The organism is Pseudopedobacter beijingensis (genome assembly GCF_042678145.1).
Classification (GTDB): Bacteria; Bacteroidota; Bacteroidia; order Sphingobacteriales; family Sphingobacteriaceae; genus Pseudopedobacter; species Pseudopedobacter beijingensis.
Genome location: NZ_JBHUDG010000004.1, coordinates 113,912 through 129,952, shown reverse-complemented (window position 1 = coordinate 129,952; position 16,041 = coordinate 113,912). Strand labels below are relative to the sequence as shown.

At 36.4% G+C, this 16,041-nt stretch carries 15 protein-coding genes; 8 read left to right on the top strand and 7 right to left on the bottom strand.

The features are described from left to right. Positions 1 to 9: 9 nt before the first annotated feature. On the top strand, positions 10 to 1,143 hold the full coding sequence (locus ACFSAH_RS05510) for a redoxin domain-containing protein (RefSeq protein ID WP_379661707.1): 1,134 nt from the start codon (positions 10 to 12) through the stop codon (positions 1,141 to 1,143). Between the two features lie 15 nt (positions 1,144 to 1,158). On the opposite strand, the gene ACFSAH_RS05505 is transcribed toward ACFSAH_RS05510, so the two are convergent. Further along, on the bottom strand, positions 1,159 to 1,716 hold the full coding sequence (locus tag ACFSAH_RS05505) for a hypothetical protein (protein ID WP_379661706.1): 558 nt from the start codon (positions 1,714 to 1,716) through the stop codon (positions 1,159 to 1,161). 132 nt (positions 1,717 to 1,848) lie between these two features. Beyond that, positions 1,849 to 3,123 carry a phosphoribosylamine--glycine ligase gene (purD, locus tag ACFSAH_RS05500; protein ID WP_379661705.1) on the bottom strand — a complete coding sequence of 425 codons (1,275 nt, stop codon included), beginning with the start codon at positions 3,121 to 3,123 and terminating at the stop codon, positions 1,849 to 1,851. A 235-nt stretch (positions 3,124 to 3,358) separates the two neighbouring features. Between purD and ACFSAH_RS05495 the strand changes: the two genes are divergently transcribed. Next, positions 3,359 to 4,474, top strand: a complete 1,116-nt coding sequence (locus ACFSAH_RS05495) for a DUF4407 domain-containing protein (protein ID WP_379661704.1) — start codon at positions 3,359 to 3,361, stop codon at positions 4,472 to 4,474. An 18-nt stretch (positions 4,475 to 4,492) separates the two neighbouring features. Here the strand turns inward: ACFSAH_RS05495 and ACFSAH_RS05490 are convergent, their stop codons facing one another. The 5 genes from ACFSAH_RS05490 to ACFSAH_RS05470 all read right to left on the bottom strand — a co-directional run bounded on the left by ACFSAH_RS05490 (position 4,493) and on the right by ACFSAH_RS05470 (position 7,977). Further along, positions 4,493 to 5,488 carry a zinc-binding dehydrogenase gene (locus tag ACFSAH_RS05490; protein ID WP_379661703.1) on the bottom strand — a complete coding sequence of 332 codons (996 nt, stop codon included), beginning with the start codon at positions 5,486 to 5,488 and terminating at the stop codon, positions 4,493 to 4,495. 236 nt (positions 5,489 to 5,724) lie between these two features. Further along, positions 5,725 to 6,333 (bottom strand): superoxide dismutase, encoded by a 609-nt coding sequence (locus ACFSAH_RS05485; RefSeq protein WP_379661702.1) that lies wholly within the window; start codon positions 6,331 to 6,333, stop codon positions 5,725 to 5,727. Positions 6,334 to 6,416: 83 nt separating this feature from the next. Continuing rightward, positions 6,417 to 6,896, bottom strand: coding sequence for a nucleoside deaminase (locus tag ACFSAH_RS05480; protein WP_379661701.1), 480 nt, complete (start codon positions 6,894 to 6,896; stop codon positions 6,417 to 6,419). 1 nt (position 6,897) lies between these two features. After that, the gene (locus ACFSAH_RS05475; protein WP_379661700.1) at positions 6,898 to 7,233 is read right to left on the bottom strand and encodes a tRNA-binding protein; all 336 of its coding nucleotides are present in this window, start codon (positions 7,231 to 7,233) and stop codon (positions 6,898 to 6,900) included. A gap of 3 nt (positions 7,234 to 7,236) precedes the next feature. Continuing rightward, positions 7,237 to 7,977, bottom strand: coding sequence for a DUF4197 domain-containing protein (locus ACFSAH_RS05470; RefSeq protein ID WP_379661699.1), 741 nt, complete (start codon positions 7,975 to 7,977; stop codon positions 7,237 to 7,239). 289 nt (positions 7,978 to 8,266) lie between these two features. Between ACFSAH_RS05470 and ACFSAH_RS05465 the strand changes: the two genes are divergently transcribed. From ACFSAH_RS05465 to ACFSAH_RS05440, 6 genes are all read left to right on the top strand, one after another. Beyond that, on the top strand, positions 8,267 to 8,839 hold the full coding sequence (locus ACFSAH_RS05465; protein WP_379661698.1) for an RNA polymerase sigma factor: 573 nt from the start codon (positions 8,267 to 8,269) through the stop codon (positions 8,837 to 8,839). Next, positions 8,832 to 10,082 (top strand): energy transducer TonB, encoded by a 1,251-nt coding sequence (locus tag ACFSAH_RS05460; protein WP_379661697.1) that lies wholly within the window; start codon positions 8,832 to 8,834, stop codon positions 10,080 to 10,082. Before ACFSAH_RS05465 ends, ACFSAH_RS05460 begins: the two co-directional genes overlap by 8 nt. Before the next feature lies 1 nt (position 10,083). After that, complete coding sequence (locus ACFSAH_RS05455; RefSeq protein WP_379661696.1) at positions 10,084 to 11,940, top strand: M1 family metallopeptidase; 1,857 nt, start codon at positions 10,084 to 10,086, stop codon at positions 11,938 to 11,940. Then, positions 11,930 to 12,529: a Crp/Fnr family transcriptional regulator gene (locus tag ACFSAH_RS05450; RefSeq protein ID WP_379661695.1), complete on the top strand. Its 600-nt coding sequence runs from the start codon at positions 11,930 to 11,932 to the stop codon at positions 12,527 to 12,529. The genes ACFSAH_RS05455 and ACFSAH_RS05450 overlap by 11 nt, the downstream gene beginning before the upstream one ends. Positions 12,530 to 12,704: 175 nt before the next feature. Next, on the top strand, positions 12,705 to 13,574 hold the full coding sequence (locus ACFSAH_RS05445; protein ID WP_379661694.1) for a pirin family protein: 870 nt from the start codon (positions 12,705 to 12,707) through the stop codon (positions 13,572 to 13,574). A gap of 163 nt (positions 13,575 to 13,737) precedes the next feature. Next, complete coding sequence (locus ACFSAH_RS05440) at positions 13,738 to 16,005, top strand: Tex family protein (RefSeq protein WP_379661693.1); 2,268 nt, start codon at positions 13,738 to 13,740, stop codon at positions 16,003 to 16,005. Positions 16,006 to 16,041: the final 36 nt, after the last annotated feature.

The following is a 16,041-nucleotide window of genomic DNA, read 5'->3' as shown; positions in this document are numbered from 1 at the left end:
TTTATTAAGATGAAAAAACTATTTTATATACTATCCTTACTTCCGTTTTCTACTTTTGCCCAGCAGAACCTCACTATTACGGGGCAAATATCTAACAAAAACGAAAACAAGAAAATCTACTTTGTTCATTTGGCAGACAGGGCTGAGAAATTAGATTCGGCAACTGTAACAAATGGCAAATTCACATTCAGCACACAATTAGAATCTCCTACAATTGCCGTCCTTATTCTTAGCCATAACGGAAAGTCTTTAAATCAGGAAACGCCAAAAGATGTATTTAAATTCTTTGTAGAACCTGGCCAGATAAATATCACTGCAAAAGATTCTATCAATACTTCTGTAGCTTCTGGTGTAAAAGTTTTAGAAGACAACCTTAAATTTGACGAGTTATTAAAATTTTCCAACAATAAATTAGAGCAGCTTAATATAGATTTTTCTAAATTATCCGACAATAAAAAATCGGACCAAAATGTATTAATGGACTTTCAGGACAGGTACCAAAACTTAATCGAAGAAAGACAAAAGACCATTAAGGAGTTTATTGCCCAGAATCCTAAATCCTTCATAAGCCTATATTATTTAAATAACGAGCTTACAAGCGATGACATGAATGTAAAAGAAATTGAGTCGCTTTACAATGCACTGGACGCAAACCTTAAAAAGTCTTTATTTGCCAAAATGGTGGAAGAGAAAATTTCCTTAGGAAGAGTAACCGGAATTGGCGTAAACGCTACTGATTTTGAAGAAAAAACTCCCGAAGGGATATCGGTAAAACTATCTTCCTACAAAGGACAGTATGTTCTGCTAGATTTTTGGGCTTCTTGGTGCAATCCTTGCCGACAGGAAAACCCTCATTTAGTAAACGCATACGAAAAATATAAAGATAAAGGTTTCACCATTCTAGGAGTTTCTATCGATCAGGATGCCTCTGCGTGGAAAAATGCGATAAAAACCGACGGATTACTATGGGCACAACTTATGGATACATCTAAACAAATAGCCTCTACTTATGGTATTGATGCTATCCCCAAAAACTTCCTTTTGGATAAAGATGGTGTCATCATTGCTAAAAATCTGAGAGGTCTCGCTTTAGAAGAAAAGCTAAAAGAAATTTTTGACAGTAACACAAAAGGAGGTAAATAACCTCCTTTTGTGTTTTTATGAATTGGGTAATTTCTTATTCATTTTCCTATTGATAAGCAAGAATCCACCTAGAATTAATACAAATAAGGCGAATCCTATCAGAAAAAACTCACGGTTGCTCTCGTACAACAAGAAATGGTTGTCATCGTCCTGCCCCTGTTTCTTTTTTAGTTTTTGATTATCTATAACCTCCGACCTTTTGGGCTGTAACCTGATAAGCCCTCTGTTCAACTGGTTTTCCTCTATATCCTCATCATTATATATATAATCGCTCTTTTTATAAGCTTTCTTTGTATTATTATTCCTGCTTGTGGTGTTTAAATTATTATTAATTTTCACCTGATGAGCTTCAAAAAAATCATCACTCGCAGCATAATACAAAATCCCCGTGTTTTTTTCTTTTAACTGTACCAGAATATCTACTGTGTTGGGTCCCTTACCACTTTGCTGACCTGTCTTTACCTTAGCACTATCATAAGCCTTCAGTTTTATCCATTCAAACTGCCTTCCCCCGGCACACCCTATCAGGAGAAATAATAAACTCAAAAACGGTATAAACTTAATTCTGTCCATCTGTGGCAAAAGTTACCTTACAACATCTGCATAATCAACAAGACCCCGGTTTAATACCGAGGTCCCGCAATTTAATATTCATTTTTCCAATTTATAAAAAAAACCTCATGATTTCACAAAAAAGTTTCTTTATTAAATTAAATCAAAACCGATATCTTTTCTGAAAGTAGCTCCATCAAAATAAATTCTTCCTGCATCTGCAGTCGCTTGTTGCAAAGCCTTAAAAATATCATCCTGCAACGTACTAACAGTTAACACACGGCCTCCATTTGTTTTAACCACATCTCCGTCTGCTTCTGTACCTGCATGAAAGACCATAGACTGTTCTACATTTTCCAGTCCTGCTATTTCTTTTCCTTTGATATAATCGCCCGGATATCCTGCCGAAACTACCACAACCGTAGCAGCTGTTTTTGGAGATACTTCTAGTTTATAATCTGCAATATTTTGCTTTGCTACCGACTGAAACATTTCTACCACATCACTTTCTATTCTTAAGAATACACTTTCCGTCTCCGGATCTCCCATTCTACAGTTATATTCTATTACATAAGGATTTCCATTATCATTCATTAATCCAATAAAGATAAAACCTCTGTAATCAATTCCGTCCTTCTTTAATCCATCTACTGTAGGTATAACTACCTGTTCTTTTACTTTTTGTAAAAAAGCATCATCTGCAAACGGAACTGGAGAAACAGAGCCCATTCCTCCGGTATTTAAACCTGTATCTCCTTCGCCAATTCTTTTATAATCTTTGGCCTCCGGTAAAACAATAAAATCTTTACCATCCGTTAAAACAAAAACGGAAAGCTCTATTCCTTTCAAAAACTGCTCTATCACAACTTTAGAACTTGCCTCACCAAATTTCGCATCAGCAAGCATCAGTATCAGTTCTTCCTTTGCTTCTTCTAAAGTAGAGCAAATTAAAACACCTTTTCCTGCCGCCAAACCATCAGCTTTCAATACAATTGGTAATGACTGAGTCTCCAGATAAGCTAAACCTTCTTCCAAAGTATCTTTGGTAAATGTTTGTGAAGCTGCCGTAGGCACTCCGTGTCTTTGCATAAACTGCTTAGAAAAATCTTTACTTCCCTCTAATTGTGCTCCGTCTTGTTTAGGACCAATTACCGGAATATTTTTTAGTACAGCATCTGCTAAAAAGAAATCGTGGATACCTTTCACCAAAGGTTCTTCGGGACCAACAATAACCAGTTCTATATTTTTATCGATAACCAGATTTTTAATAGCTGCAAAATCTGTTACTTTAATATCTACATTTTCTCCGTATTGTCTTGTTCCTGCGTTACCAGGGGCAATAAACAATTTTGTACACAATGGGCTTTGAGCAATTTTCCAGGAAAAAGTACTTTCTCTTCCTCCTGAACCAAGGATAAGGATATTCATTCGCCAAAAATAATATATACTTCTTATATAAAACGAAATTATTTTTGCCAAAGAGCCAGACTTACTGTTTTGTACACCAGATATAATTTGGATTCCACAGAAAAGTCCCTCTTTTCTGATCTACTGAGAAAGCACACTTTGGCCAAACCTTGTACAAATCATTTTATTACTTTCTCGTAACTTTTCTGTAAACCTCCAGTCTTAATATGGAACAATTATTGACATGATGGGATAAATGAAAAGAATAACAAATTTTTTCTGGTTTTGCTCAGGAGCACAAATAGAGCTACTAAAAAAATATCCTACAGAACATAACAAGTTTGTAGGTATTGGTGCAACAATTTTCTTTACAGCACTTTTTGCTAGCTTATCTGGCGGCTACGCTATGTATTTTGTTTTTTCAGGAAGTCAGGCTGCTATATTTTTTGCGGTTATTTTTGGACTATTATGGGGCTTGGCTATATTTAATATGGATAGATATATTGTATCCAGCATTAAAAAAACGGGGTCTTCTGGCCACCAAATTCTACAAGCATTACCCCGAATTTTACTGGCAATTATGATTGGTATTGTTATCTCCAGACCTCTGGAATTAAAAATATTCGATAAGGAGATCAGACAGAAACTTAAAACCAGTTATCTGAACGGACAAAGAGATAAAATTGACACTTTAAACAAAGCTTTTTCTAATAAATATCTACTGGAGCTAAAAAAAGTTGAGGAGCTAAAAACAGAAAAAGATTCGCTGGAAAAAGACATTAACAAATCCAGATATGTACTCAATCAGGAAGTATTTGGTGATAAAACCAACCAGACCAGTGGCGTAATCGGATTTGGCACTTATGCTAAACAAAAACAATCTGTAATTGACCAAAAAGAACAACGACTTAACATTGTTCGTAATAATCTGGATCAGATTGAGAACATTATTGATAGAAGGAAAGAACTTGAAGGACTCAACAGCACCAAACTTTTTAATGAAAGGGAACTGGATAGCCTGGCCTATGTAGCGGGCTTTGCAGACAGAAACTACGCTTTGGGACAACTGTCGTTTAATCCGGACGGAACCCGGGATGTGGATACTTATCTGGCAATCTCTTTTATTTCCTTTTTATTTATCCTTTTAGAATGTTTACCTGTATTTGTAAAGTTAATGTCTGACAAGGGTCCTTATGACATTGCTCTTGAACACGAGGAATCGACAGCAGTTTACAAAAGCGAAAGAAATAAAGACCACGAAATTACAGTTACGGACAACATTCAGGACACTTTAAACGATACCGAAACCTCAAAAAGGAAAACGTTTATTCAAAGAAAGGCAAAAAGGGATTTGGACGATTTTGAGTATTAAAAAGGCTGAAAGGTATAATTAAACCTCTAAAACAATTTTTCCAAACTGACTAAAACTGTCCATTAAATGAATGGCTGTTTCGGCATCTTGTAAAGCATATTCACTATCTATTTCGGGATGTATTTTATGATGGTTAATAAAATCCAGCATTGCTGCAAAATCTTTGGGCGAGCCCATCATCGTTCCCAGAATCTGAATCTGTTTCATAAATATAATTCTGCCGTTCAATTGAGGTAAATTTCCTGCTGTTGCTCCAAAAAACACAATTCTAGCTCCGGGATTTGCATAGTTTAAATGTTTGGCAAAACTATCTCCTAGCACACTATCAATAATGAGATCAAACCCCGAAACTTTGACCATAAGCTCCTGATCCCAATTTTCATTTTTATAATTAAATCCTTCTATTGCTCCTAGAGCTTTTGCTTTCTGAATTTTCTCTTCACTACCTGAAGTCACATAAACATTAGCTCCTGCTTTTACTGCCCAATGCAAAGCAAAGGTAGCTGCCCCACCTCCGGCTCCAACAATCAACACATTTTCTCCTTTTTTGAGTTTACCTTTCTGAAATACGGCCCTATAAGCCGTTAAACCTGCCAACGGAAATGCTGCTGCCTCTCTAAAACTTAAGTGTTCTGGTTTTTCGTAAATATTTGTAGCATCTACTTTTACAAATTCAGCAAATGTACCATTAGTGGGTAATCCTAAAATATTAAATTCCTTTCCCTGATAATCTTCCTCTCCACCCCATTTTAATGCAGGGTTAATAACGACCTCTTTTCCTAACAGGTGTCTATATTTATCGTCATAAACTTCCTCAACAACACCCGCCCCATCAGACCCCAATACTATAGGGAATTTTAAACCGGCATATTGTCCCTTTTTTATCCAATAGTCCCTTCTGTTTAATGCTGCTGCTTTTATTTTTACCAACACTTCTCCAGATTCCAATATTGGTTTTTCTATATCTTCAAATACAAATGGCTCATCTATCGCTTTTAACACCAGTGCTTTCATCTCTTAACTTCTTATTTTCGACACTATAAATAAAACAATCACCAATATAGCTATAACTACAAAAATACCGACATAATACCCTGCTTTAAAAACTCCTTCAAATACAGAGCAACTACCTAAAAACAGGATACACGACCAGGTCAAAATTAATAACGTTCTATTCTTCATTGCTAGTCAAAAAAAAAGCGGAAGAGTTAAGTTCTCATCCGCTTTTTTGGTATCAAAATGATGCCAAATTATTTTGCTTTAGCGAAACGCTCCGCTACCGCATCCCAGTTTACGACATTCCAGAAAGCAGAGATATAATCAGGACGTCTGTTTTGATATTTCAAGTAATAAGCATGCTCCCAAACATCCATACCTAAAATTGGGGTCCCCTGTACTTCAGCGACATCCATTAATGGATTATCTTGATTAGGGGTAGAAGTTACTGCTAATTTACCGTCTTTTCCGACAATTAACCACGCCCATCCAGAACCAAAACGTGTAGCACCTGCATCAGCAAATTTTGCTTTGAAATCTTCGAAAGATCCAAATGCAGCATTAATTGCTTCTGCTAATTCACCTTTAGGAGCTCCTCCTGCATTTGCTCCAAGTACTGTCCAAAACAAAGAGTGATTATAATGACCACCGCCATTGTTTCTTACCGCCATTGGATATTTAGATATGTTTTTGTTGATTTCTTCTAAAGATAAATCTGCCCCTTCTTTGCCCTCTAATGCCTTATTTAAATTAGCAACATAAGCCGCATGGTGTTTTCCATGATGGATCTCCATTGTTTGTTTGTCGATATGCGGTTCTAATGCATCTGATGCGTATGGTAACGCAGGTAATTCAAAAGCCATAATTTTATATTTTAAAGGTTATACAATAATATTTGTTTTCTTACAAAGATAAAGTCCCCTGATTAAAAATTGTTGTAGAAGTGTTAAGTTTTACTAATTCTTTTATTCAGAAAAAAATTTCGCATCAGTTCTGCACATTCTTTCTCCATTACACCACTAACAATTTCAGTTTTGGGATGAACAATATTTCCATTAAGGCTGTGATAGCCTCTTTTCTCGTCAAACGCCCCAAAAACTATCTTACTGATTTGAGTCCAATACGCAGCTCCTGCGCACATAACACAGGGTTCTATCGTTACATATAAAGTACAATTATGCAGATACTTTGCTCCAATATAGTTACTGGCTGCAGTAAAAGCCTGCATTTCTGCATGAGCCGTTACATCATTCAGTCGCTCGGTAAGATTATGTCCTCTACCTATTATCTTTCCATTAGCCACAATAACCGCACCAATAGGAACCTCATCCGCTTCGTAAGCCAAAAGAGCTTCCTTATACGCTTCTTTCATAAAAACCGTATCTAAAGGAACGGAGGGTTCTTCCCCAAATGAATAAACTTTCATTTTAACACAATTTAGTACCGTTGGGTACTTTCTTATCAACAGTAGTAATTAAAACCTCTCCATTTTCGTCATGAAAACCTGTCAATAAAAACTCAGACATAAATTTCCCTATCTGTTTTTTAGGAAAGTTGACTACCCCTACAATCTGTCTTCCTATAAGTTCCTCTTTAGTGTAGTGTTTGGTAATCTGAGCACTCGTCATCCTGATTCCGAATTCTCCGAAATCTACCTTAATTTTATAAGCAGGTCTTCTCGCCTCCGGAAAGTCAAAAACTTCCAGTACGGTCCCTGCTCTAAGTTCCACCCGCTCAAAATCTTTCCACTCTATTAATTCCATTATTTATTTCTTTTGTTGATCTGCATACGCAAATACTTTTTGCATAGTCGCTGTAGATCTTGCATTTACATTTTGTCTGATTTTTAATTCCTCGGTCGCAATCTCTACAAAAAGTCCTGCAATAGCTTTATCTGTAACATAAGAGGTGAGATCTGTAGTTACAGGTTTTACTGTAGGCACTTTATTATATGCTGATGCTAAATCTGACCAATATTTTGTTGCGCCTACCTTACTGATGCTTGAATTGACAATAGGTCTGAATTTTTCTGCCAATGCTGCTGAGGTTGTCCTTTTAAAATACTGAGTTGCCGCATCACTATTCCCCAACAATATATTGGTTACATCCTGAAACGTCATTTGTTTAATAGCACTCACAAAAATTGGTTTAGCTTCCTTTACTGCATCTTCTGCCGCTCGGTTCAAACTCGTAATTACATTATCACATAAAGAGTTCAGACCCAAAGAACGCAAGGTAGACTCTACTTTTTGAGCTTCAGGAGGCATCAGAATCTTAACAGCAGCATTTCCCAAAAAACCATTGGTTGATGACAATTTCGCTGTACTTATGCCTGTCCCCTCCTCCAGAGCTTGCCTTAAAGCCGTTCCTATTTCTATGTTTGTTGGAGTAGTAGTTAGCACAGTGCCTAAAGAACCTCCATATTGATTAGCCACCTGATTTAAGCTTTCGCAACCAGATAACCCCAACACACTAATCAAAAGAAATGCGATTCCCGTTTTCTTCATTTTTCTTTAATTTTTCACAAAATTAATAAAACTTATGTCGTATAATAAATGTAAATGATTGCAAAACATACATTCTTATTTTCCGATGCAATAAAGAGGTAATAAAAATCCAAGAAACCAAGTCGTTTCTGTTGGTTTTCTATACTTTATTTTCTACCTTACAAACAACATTGTAACAGTTTACCTCTTTTTTACGTTTAATTAGGTAAAATGAACATGGTAGATTTTTTACGCTTTATTTTAGGTCCATCTTTCTAATCCGTATTTTTATTTAGTGAAATAATTTTAAATGAGCTTAACAAACTCTAATAAACCAAACGTATTAGACAATGAATGGATCTCGGAATACAAAAATTCCGGAGATATTGAAGCTCTTGGTCAGCTTTACGACCCTTATATGCCTTTAGTTTACGGTATTGCATTAAAATATTTCAAAGACGAAGAAAAGAGTAAAGATGCCGTAATGAATATTTTTGAAGAGCTGATTATCAAAGTCAAAACGTATGAAATAACCAATTTTCGAAGCTGGTTATATACGCTGTCTAAAAATCACTGTCTGATGGAGCTACGAAAAGAAAAAAAACATCAGTTTTTTTCAATTGATGAATATGAGTTTATGGAATTTGGTGATACAATGCATCTATTTGAAAAAAGAGAGAAAGACGACAGAATTAATGAGGTGGAAGCTTGTATGGAGTCTTTAAGTAAAGAGCAACGATGGTCTGTATCTTTATTTTATCTGGAGAACAAATGCTATGCAGATGTTGCAGAAGCAACAGGATATGACCTTAATAAAGTAAAAAGCTATATACAAAACGGAAAAAGGAACTTAAAAATCTGTTTGGAGAAAAAAGGTGAATAAAGATATTCAAGATATCGAACTTATAAAAAAGTACGTCAATGGTGAGTTGGATACCAAGACTATGCATGAACTTGAAAAAAAGGCTCTGGACGATCCTTTTTTATTAGAAGCATTGGAAGGCTATGAACATTTTCCTGACAGTACCAACAATATCACCGAGCTTAAAGTGCGTTTACAGAACCGCTTACAAACAAAAACTCAAAAACCAACTGTTGAAACAAAAAAATTCCATTATTGGTCAATAGCGGCCAGCGTAGTCATATTAATAGGTTTGGCAACCATGTATCTCAACCAACCCAAAGAAATTAATTTTGCTGAAACAGACAAACTACCTACTGTCCCCACTCCTTCTTTAACACAAAAAAAAGGGGCTGATTCATCTTTTATTTCTCAGGATGTTCCACGCGAAACAAAGCTAAATGATATTATTTCCGAAGCAGAACTTGCCGCTTCAAAAAAACGGAATCCCGTAAAAGAAACAAACGAAGATCCTGATTTATTATCAAGTGAGATTGTGGTAGAACCAGTTTCCAGAACATCTAATAAAAAGCTTATAGCCAGTTCTAATGAGAAGAAGAACATTAACTACAACAGTAAAGAAAATTCATCTAAAGACCTGGCACCTATCTCTTTATCTGCAGCTTCACCTCCTGCTGCCGCAACTGCAAAATTATCCCGGGAAATTATTATTATAGACTCCACGATTACAAAAGGTATAATTACGGACGTTAACACCTCAAAACCAATATATGGAGCCATTTTAAAGGATATAAAAACCAATATTAAGGTATTAACTAATGAAAATGGAGAATACACTTTTCCTTTTAAAGCAGGAAAGATAACTATTACAGCCGCAGGTTATGAGTCTAAAGATGTTGACTTAAAAAGTTTTTTAGAAAGCACCAATATAAACCTGAAACCTAAAACCGCAGAAACGGCCGATCCTTTAACTGTTTATGTAGGTAATTTAAGAAAAAGCACCAGCGCCAAACCTTCAGAAGGATGGTCTGCATTTAAAAAATACCTAAACGACAATAACGAACTGGAAAGTGGCGAAACTGGTCAGGTTATTGTAGAATTTATTATTAAACCTAACGGAGAACTGGCTGATTTTAAAATCCTGAAAAGTTTGAGCAAATTAGCTGATGCCAGAGCCATAGACCTTATAAAAAACTACCACTCGTGGACAGGTGCCGCCGATGGGTATGCCAACAGGGTTAAAGTGTCTGTTAGATTTAAATAATATGATAAGAAAAATCAATATCTTACTATTCTGTTTATTAATTTTTTCCTGTAAACCCAAGCAGCAGAAAACAGAATCCGGTACAGATCCGCATAGTTATGCAGAGCCCGAAAATGTGATAGTTAAACATCTTGACCTAAAACTGGATGTCAATTTCACCCTCAAAACAATAACCGGCATAGCTACCTGGAGCATTGAAAATAAAAACGGATACGATGAAATTGTATTTGACACCAAAGATTTAAATATCTCTAAAATATATCTGGATAATAATGTTAATGAGGAGGCTTTTTTTGCATTGGGCGATAAAGACAATATTTTAGGGGAAGCTTTAAGTGTACAAATAAAACCCGGGACCAAAACAGTTACTATTGAATATACAACCTCTGCCAATGCTGAGTCTCTACAATGGGTTGCACCGCAACAAACAGCCGGTAAACATCATCCTTTTCTGTATACACAATCTCAGGCAATTCTTGCGCGCAGCTGGATCCCTTGTCAAGATAGTCCCTCTATTAGGTTTACCTATAATGCGGAGGTTAAAGTTCCGGCAGAATTTTTAGCTTTAATGAGCGCTAAAAATCCTCAACAACTGAATAAGAACGGAATTTACCATTTCGAACAACGACATCCTATTCCTTCCTACCTGATGGCTTTGGCCGTAGGTAATATTGCTTTTCAGAAAATAAGTGAGAGCTCTGGTGTTTATGCAGAACCCGAATTATTAGAGAAAGCTGCCTATGAATTTGCAGACATCAATAAAATGATAAAAGCTGCTGAAGATCTTTACGGAAAATACTTATGGGAAAGATATGATATTCTGGTGCTTCCTCCCAGCTTTCCTTTTGGCGGAATGGAAAACCCAATGCTAACCTTTGTTACGCCTACTGTTATTGCCGGCGACCGCTCTTTGGTAAATTTGCTTGCCCATGAATTAGCCCACTCCTGGAGTGGAAACTTGGCTACCAATGCATCATGGAACGATTTCTGGTTAAATGAAGGTTTCACTGTATATTTTGAAAGAAGAATAATCGAGAAAATTTACGGAAAAGATGAAGCTGAAATGCAGGAAGTTTTAGGCTTTAAGGATTTGACAAATGGCATTGCCGAATTTGGAAAAACACATCCTGATACCAGGTTGAAACTAGATCTCGCAGATAGAAGTCCGGATGATGCGGTTACTGATATTGCCTATGAAAAAGGATATCTTTTTCTAAAAAATATAGAGCTGACTGTAGGAAGAGATAAATTTGATGCTTTTCTAAAAAAGTATTTTGAAAAATATGCCTTTAAGAGTGTTACACTAAAAGATTTTGAACGCGACCTGAATGCTGATTTGATAAGAGATGACGAGAGCTTAAAATCATCAATTAATGCTTACGGATGGATTTATCAACCAGGTATACCCAAAACTGCACAATTACCGTACAGTTCAAGGTTTGATGCTATAGATAAGCTAAAAGACAAATTTATAGGTACTGAGGATATCAGTCATTTAGAAAAAAACTTACAAAGCACTAACGAAAAATTATATTTTATTCGTTCGCTACCAGATAGTATCAGCAATAATAAACTCGAAAAAATAGACAGCATTTTTCATTTCACTCACTCACATAACAGCGAAATCCAGTATGCCTGGTATCTTCTGGGATTAAAAAGAGATTATTCCCCTGTGTATCCTCAGATAGATACTTTTTTAAATGTTGTGGGCCGTCGGAAATTTATGGAACCACTTTATGCGCAACTGCTAAAAACGCCTAAAGGAACTGAAATAGCGAAAGAATCTTACGCCAGAAACCGGAGAAACTATCATTCCGTTTCAACAAGAACCATAGACAAACTATTCAATGGAAAATAAGCCGGCAGAAGCTATAGATGTATTCAAACAGTATATTCTGAAATCATCAGATATAACTGAAGAAAAATTTAGTGTACTCACCCCTCTCTTAAAATCAAGAAGAGTAGCAAAAGGTCAATTTTTATTACAAGCGGGCGATATTTGTAAATCATCTTTTTTTACAGCCAAAGGAATCTTACGGTCCTACACTATAGACTCTTCCGGTAAAGAACATATTATTCAGTTTGCTCCCGAAAACTGGTTAAGCTCTGATCGAAGCAGCGCATTTTTCAATGAACCTTCTTTACTTTATATAGATGCTGTGGAAGATTCAGAAGTTGTATTTATAGAACATGCATTTTTTGAGGAGCTTAGTAAAAGCAGTTCTAATTTCTCTACCTTCAACACCATATCTTTACATCATCATATCAAACAAATACAAAACCGGGTTAATTTATTATTAGGTGCTACTGCCGAGGAACGCTACCTTGACTTTATAAAGCTGTACCCTCAGCTTACTATGCGTGTGCCTCAATGGATGATTGCTTCTTATTTAGGAATTACACCAGAATCGTTAAGCCGTATCAGAAAAGAGCTGTACAGGAAGTGATTCTGTTGATAGTTCCAGGTAGATAAAAGATAAACTAGTCACTATAGACAATGAGCTATGAACTCTATAAGCTATAGGCAATTGAACCATCATCCATGCTCTCTTTCTTAACATACATCAATGCACAGCCTATTTATCCTGATTAACTTTGTATAACATAAGAAAGGAAGATATCATGAAAACAAAAAAAATAGAAGCTGTTGTAGCTCCAAGAGATCCTCACATGGTAGGTGATGGCTTTAGGGTACATAATTTTATTCCAAGTACATATCCGTTAACCCGGGATAGAATGAGTCCGTTTATCATGCTTGATTATAACTCAAAATTCTATTTTCCCCCAACCACAGAACCCAGAGGTGTTGATGTTCATCCGCACAGAGGTTTTGAAACAGTAACTATTGCTTATAAAGGTAGTGTAGCACATCATGACAGTGCCGGGAATAGTGGAATTATTAAAGAAGGTGACGTACAATGGATGACAGCTGCTTCTGGTATTTTGCATAAGGAATACCATGAAAAAGAGTTTAGTGCTAAAGGAGGTTTCTTTCAAATGGTACAGCTTTGGGTAAACTTGCCTGCTAAAGATAAAATGTCTGCACCAAAATATCAGGAAATAACTCATGAAAACATAAGAAAAGTAGAGTTGGAACAAGGTAATATTGAAGTTATAGCCGGAAACTATAAAGATGTTAACGGTGCCGCAAGCACCTTTACTCCTGTCAATTTATTAAATGTAAATTTAAAAAAAGATGGAAAAGCAGACTTTAACTTCCCTGCAAAACACAATACTGCTTTGTTAGTTATTGAAGGAACAATTATCGTTAATAACTCAAGAAAAGTAGCTGCAGACCATTTCGTATTATTCGAAAATGAGGGTGAGGATTTTCAGATAGAAGCGGTAGAAGATGCCAAAGTTCTGATTTTAAGTGGTGAACCTATCAATGAACCTGTAGTATCACACGGTCCCTTTGTAATGAACACCAAAGAAGAAATCAATCAGGCTTTTGAAGACTTTTATACTGGAAAGTTTGGAACTTTAGTCTAAAAAATTAAAATTCAAGCAAATGACACAGGAGGTTAATCTTCTGTGTCATTTATATTTATGCAGATTGTAAAAAGAATTACAACTTTGTCCTATTTATTCTAAAATTTATTTTGCCTCTTTCCCTTATTTTCCCAACTTCGCTTCCACTTAAAAAGAAAAACAAATGTCAGACAAGCATATTTTCGTTGTTGCGCAGGAATTAAGCGTAGGAAGCAAACAGGTAAGCGCCACACTTAACTTATTAGATGAAGGAGCAACAATACCTTTTATTTCCCGATATAGAAAAGAGTTGACGGGAAGTCTGGATGAGGTTCAGGTAACTGCAATCCGTGATAGAATTCAGCAATTAAGAGATCTTGACAAAAGACGTGAAGCAGTTCTAAAGTCAATAGAAGAGCAAGGAAAACTTACTGACGAACTGAAAGCACAAATAGATGCCGCCGAAACGATGTCTGCACTAGAAGACATTTACCTTCCGTACAAACCAAAACGCAAAACCAAAGCTTCGGTAGCTCGGGAAAAGGGCTTGGAACCTTTGGCTTTATCGATTTTGGAACAGGATAAAAACTCACCAGAAGATGAAGCAGAAGCATTCATCAATGAAGAGAAAGGTGTTGCTTCTGTCTCAGAAGCTTTACAGGGAGCCAGAGACATTGTTGCTGAGAATATTGCCGAAAATGCAGAAGCAAGAGCTAAAATGAGAGAGCTATTCCTAAAAAAAGGCACTTTCAAATCTGAGGTTTTCAAAGGTAAAGAAGAGGAAGGCATTAAATATAAAGATTACTTCGAATGGGAAGAGCCTATTAGTACAGCACCTTCTCACCGGATCTTAGCTATGCGCCGCGGAGAAAAAGAGCTCATATTAAAACTGGATGTTCTGCCCCAGGAAGAAGATGCTATTGATCTTTTAGAAAAGCAATTTATTACTGCCAACAATGCTAAATCGGCACAGGTACAACAAGCTTTGGAAGATGGTTATAAAAGATTACTTCGCCCGGGAATGGAAACCGAAGTACGTTTGTTAACCAAACAAAAAGCAGACGAAGAAGCGATTTTAGTTTTTGCAGAAAATGCCAGACAGTTGCTTCTGGCTGCTCCTATGGGTCAAAAAAATGTGCTGGCTTTAGATCCCGGATTCCGAACAGGCTGCAAATTAGTTTGCCTGGATAAACAAGGAAAACTATTGGAAAACACAACCATTTACCCACATACCGGAGCCGGACAATTAAAAGAAGCTGAGCAAACGTTAAATTATCTGGTAAAAAAACATGAAATAGAGGCTATTGCAATAGGTAACGGCACCGCCAGTCGAGAAACAGAAGAATTTGTAAGAAAACAACAGTTAAACAACGTTCAGATAGTCATGGTTAACGAAAGTGGCGCCTCTATCTATTCTGCATCGGAAGTTGCCAGAGAAGAGTTTCCTGATTATGACGTAACTGTAAGAGGGGCTGTTTCCATTGGCAGAAGGTTAATGGATCCATTGGCAGAATTAGTAAAAATAGATCCAAAATCTATAGGGGTAGGACAATATCAGCATGATGTAGACCAAAACAAACTTCAAACATCATTGGACGATACCGTAATAAGTTGTGTAAATGCTGTAGGTGTAGAATTGAATACTGCCTCTAAACAGATTTTAGCTTATATATCCGGACTGGGCCCCCAACTGGCACAAAATATTGTTGAATATAGAAATACAAACGGGGCTTTCAAGAACAGGGCATCTTTAAAAAAAGTACCACGCTTAGGAGAAAAAGCATTTGAACAAGCTGCTGGTTTCTTAAGAATCAGAAATGCGGAAAATCCACTGGACACCAGTGCTGTACACCCTGAGCGCTATGCTTTGGTTGAACAAATGGCTAAAGATTTGGGTTGTAATATTGAGGACTTGATGAAAAATGAGTCTTTAAGAAAGCAAATCGATTTAAAAAAATATATTACCGATGAAGTTGGACTTCCTACTCTACAAGATATTGTTTCTGAATTAGCAAAACCAGGCAGAGATCCACGCGAACAATTCGAAGCTTTCTCTTTTGCTGATGGAGTGAATAACATCAATGATTTACGTGTTGGCATGAAACTTCCTGGTATAGTTACCAATATCACCAACTTTGGTGCTTTCGTGGATATTGGTGTTCATCAGGACGGATTAGTCCACTTAAGTCAAATGGCCGATAGATTTATTGCCAATCCTAACGAGGTAGTAAAAGTACAACAACGGGTAGAGGTTACTGTTACTGAAATAGATACGACCAGAAATAGAATTGGTTTATCTATGAAGGGCAGTAGTCCTGTTAAAAAAACAGAAAAAGTTCAGGATAAAAAAGAAGGTTACAGAAATAATAACGACAGGAACAATCGTAAAAAACAGGAACCTGAAACAGATATGCAGAGCAAATTAGCTGCATTGATGGGGAAATTCAAATAAATAATCTAAAGAGGCTGTCTCCTGTGTTTGTCTAAG

Coding starts and splice junctions, on each gene's coding strand:
- ACFSAH_RS05510 (WP_379661707.1), top strand. CDS start 10: ATGAAAAAACTATTTTATATACTATCCTTACTTCCGTTTTCTACTTTT.
- ACFSAH_RS05505 (WP_379661706.1), bottom strand. CDS start 1,716: ATGGACAGAATTAAGTTTATACCGTTTTTGAGTTTATTATTTCTCCTG.
- purD (WP_379661705.1), bottom strand. CDS start 3,123: ATGAATATCCTTATCCTTGGTTCAGGAGGAAGAGAAAGTACTTTTTCC.
- ACFSAH_RS05495 (WP_379661704.1), top strand. CDS start 3,359: ATGAAAAGAATAACAAATTTTTTCTGGTTTTGCTCAGGAGCACAAATA.
- ACFSAH_RS05490 (WP_379661703.1), bottom strand. CDS start 5,488: ATGAAAGCACTGGTGTTAAAAGCGATAGATGAGCCATTTGTATTTGAA.
- ACFSAH_RS05485 (WP_379661702.1), bottom strand. CDS start 6,333: ATGGCTTTTGAATTACCTGCGTTACCATACGCATCAGATGCATTAGAA.
- ACFSAH_RS05480 (WP_379661701.1), bottom strand. CDS start 6,896: ATGAAAGTTTATTCATTTGGGGAAGAACCCTCCGTTCCTTTAGATACG.
- ACFSAH_RS05475 (WP_379661700.1), bottom strand. CDS start 7,233: ATGGAATTAATAGAGTGGAAAGATTTTGAGCGGGTGGAACTTAGAGCA.
- ACFSAH_RS05470 (WP_379661699.1), bottom strand. CDS start 7,977: ATGAAGAAAACGGGAATCGCATTTCTTTTGATTAGTGTGTTGGGGTTA.
- ACFSAH_RS05465 (WP_379661698.1), top strand. CDS start 8,267: ATGAGCTTAACAAACTCTAATAAACCAAACGTATTAGACAATGAATGG.
- ACFSAH_RS05455 (WP_379661696.1), top strand. CDS start 10,084: ATGATAAGAAAAATCAATATCTTACTATTCTGTTTATTAATTTTTTCC.
- ACFSAH_RS05450 (WP_379661695.1), top strand. CDS start 11,930: ATGGAAAATAAGCCGGCAGAAGCTATAGATGTATTCAAACAGTATATT.
- ACFSAH_RS05445 (WP_379661694.1), top strand. CDS start 12,705: ATGAAAACAAAAAAAATAGAAGCTGTTGTAGCTCCAAGAGATCCTCAC.
- ACFSAH_RS05440 (WP_379661693.1), top strand. CDS start 13,738: ATGTCAGACAAGCATATTTTCGTTGTTGCGCAGGAATTAAGCGTAGGA.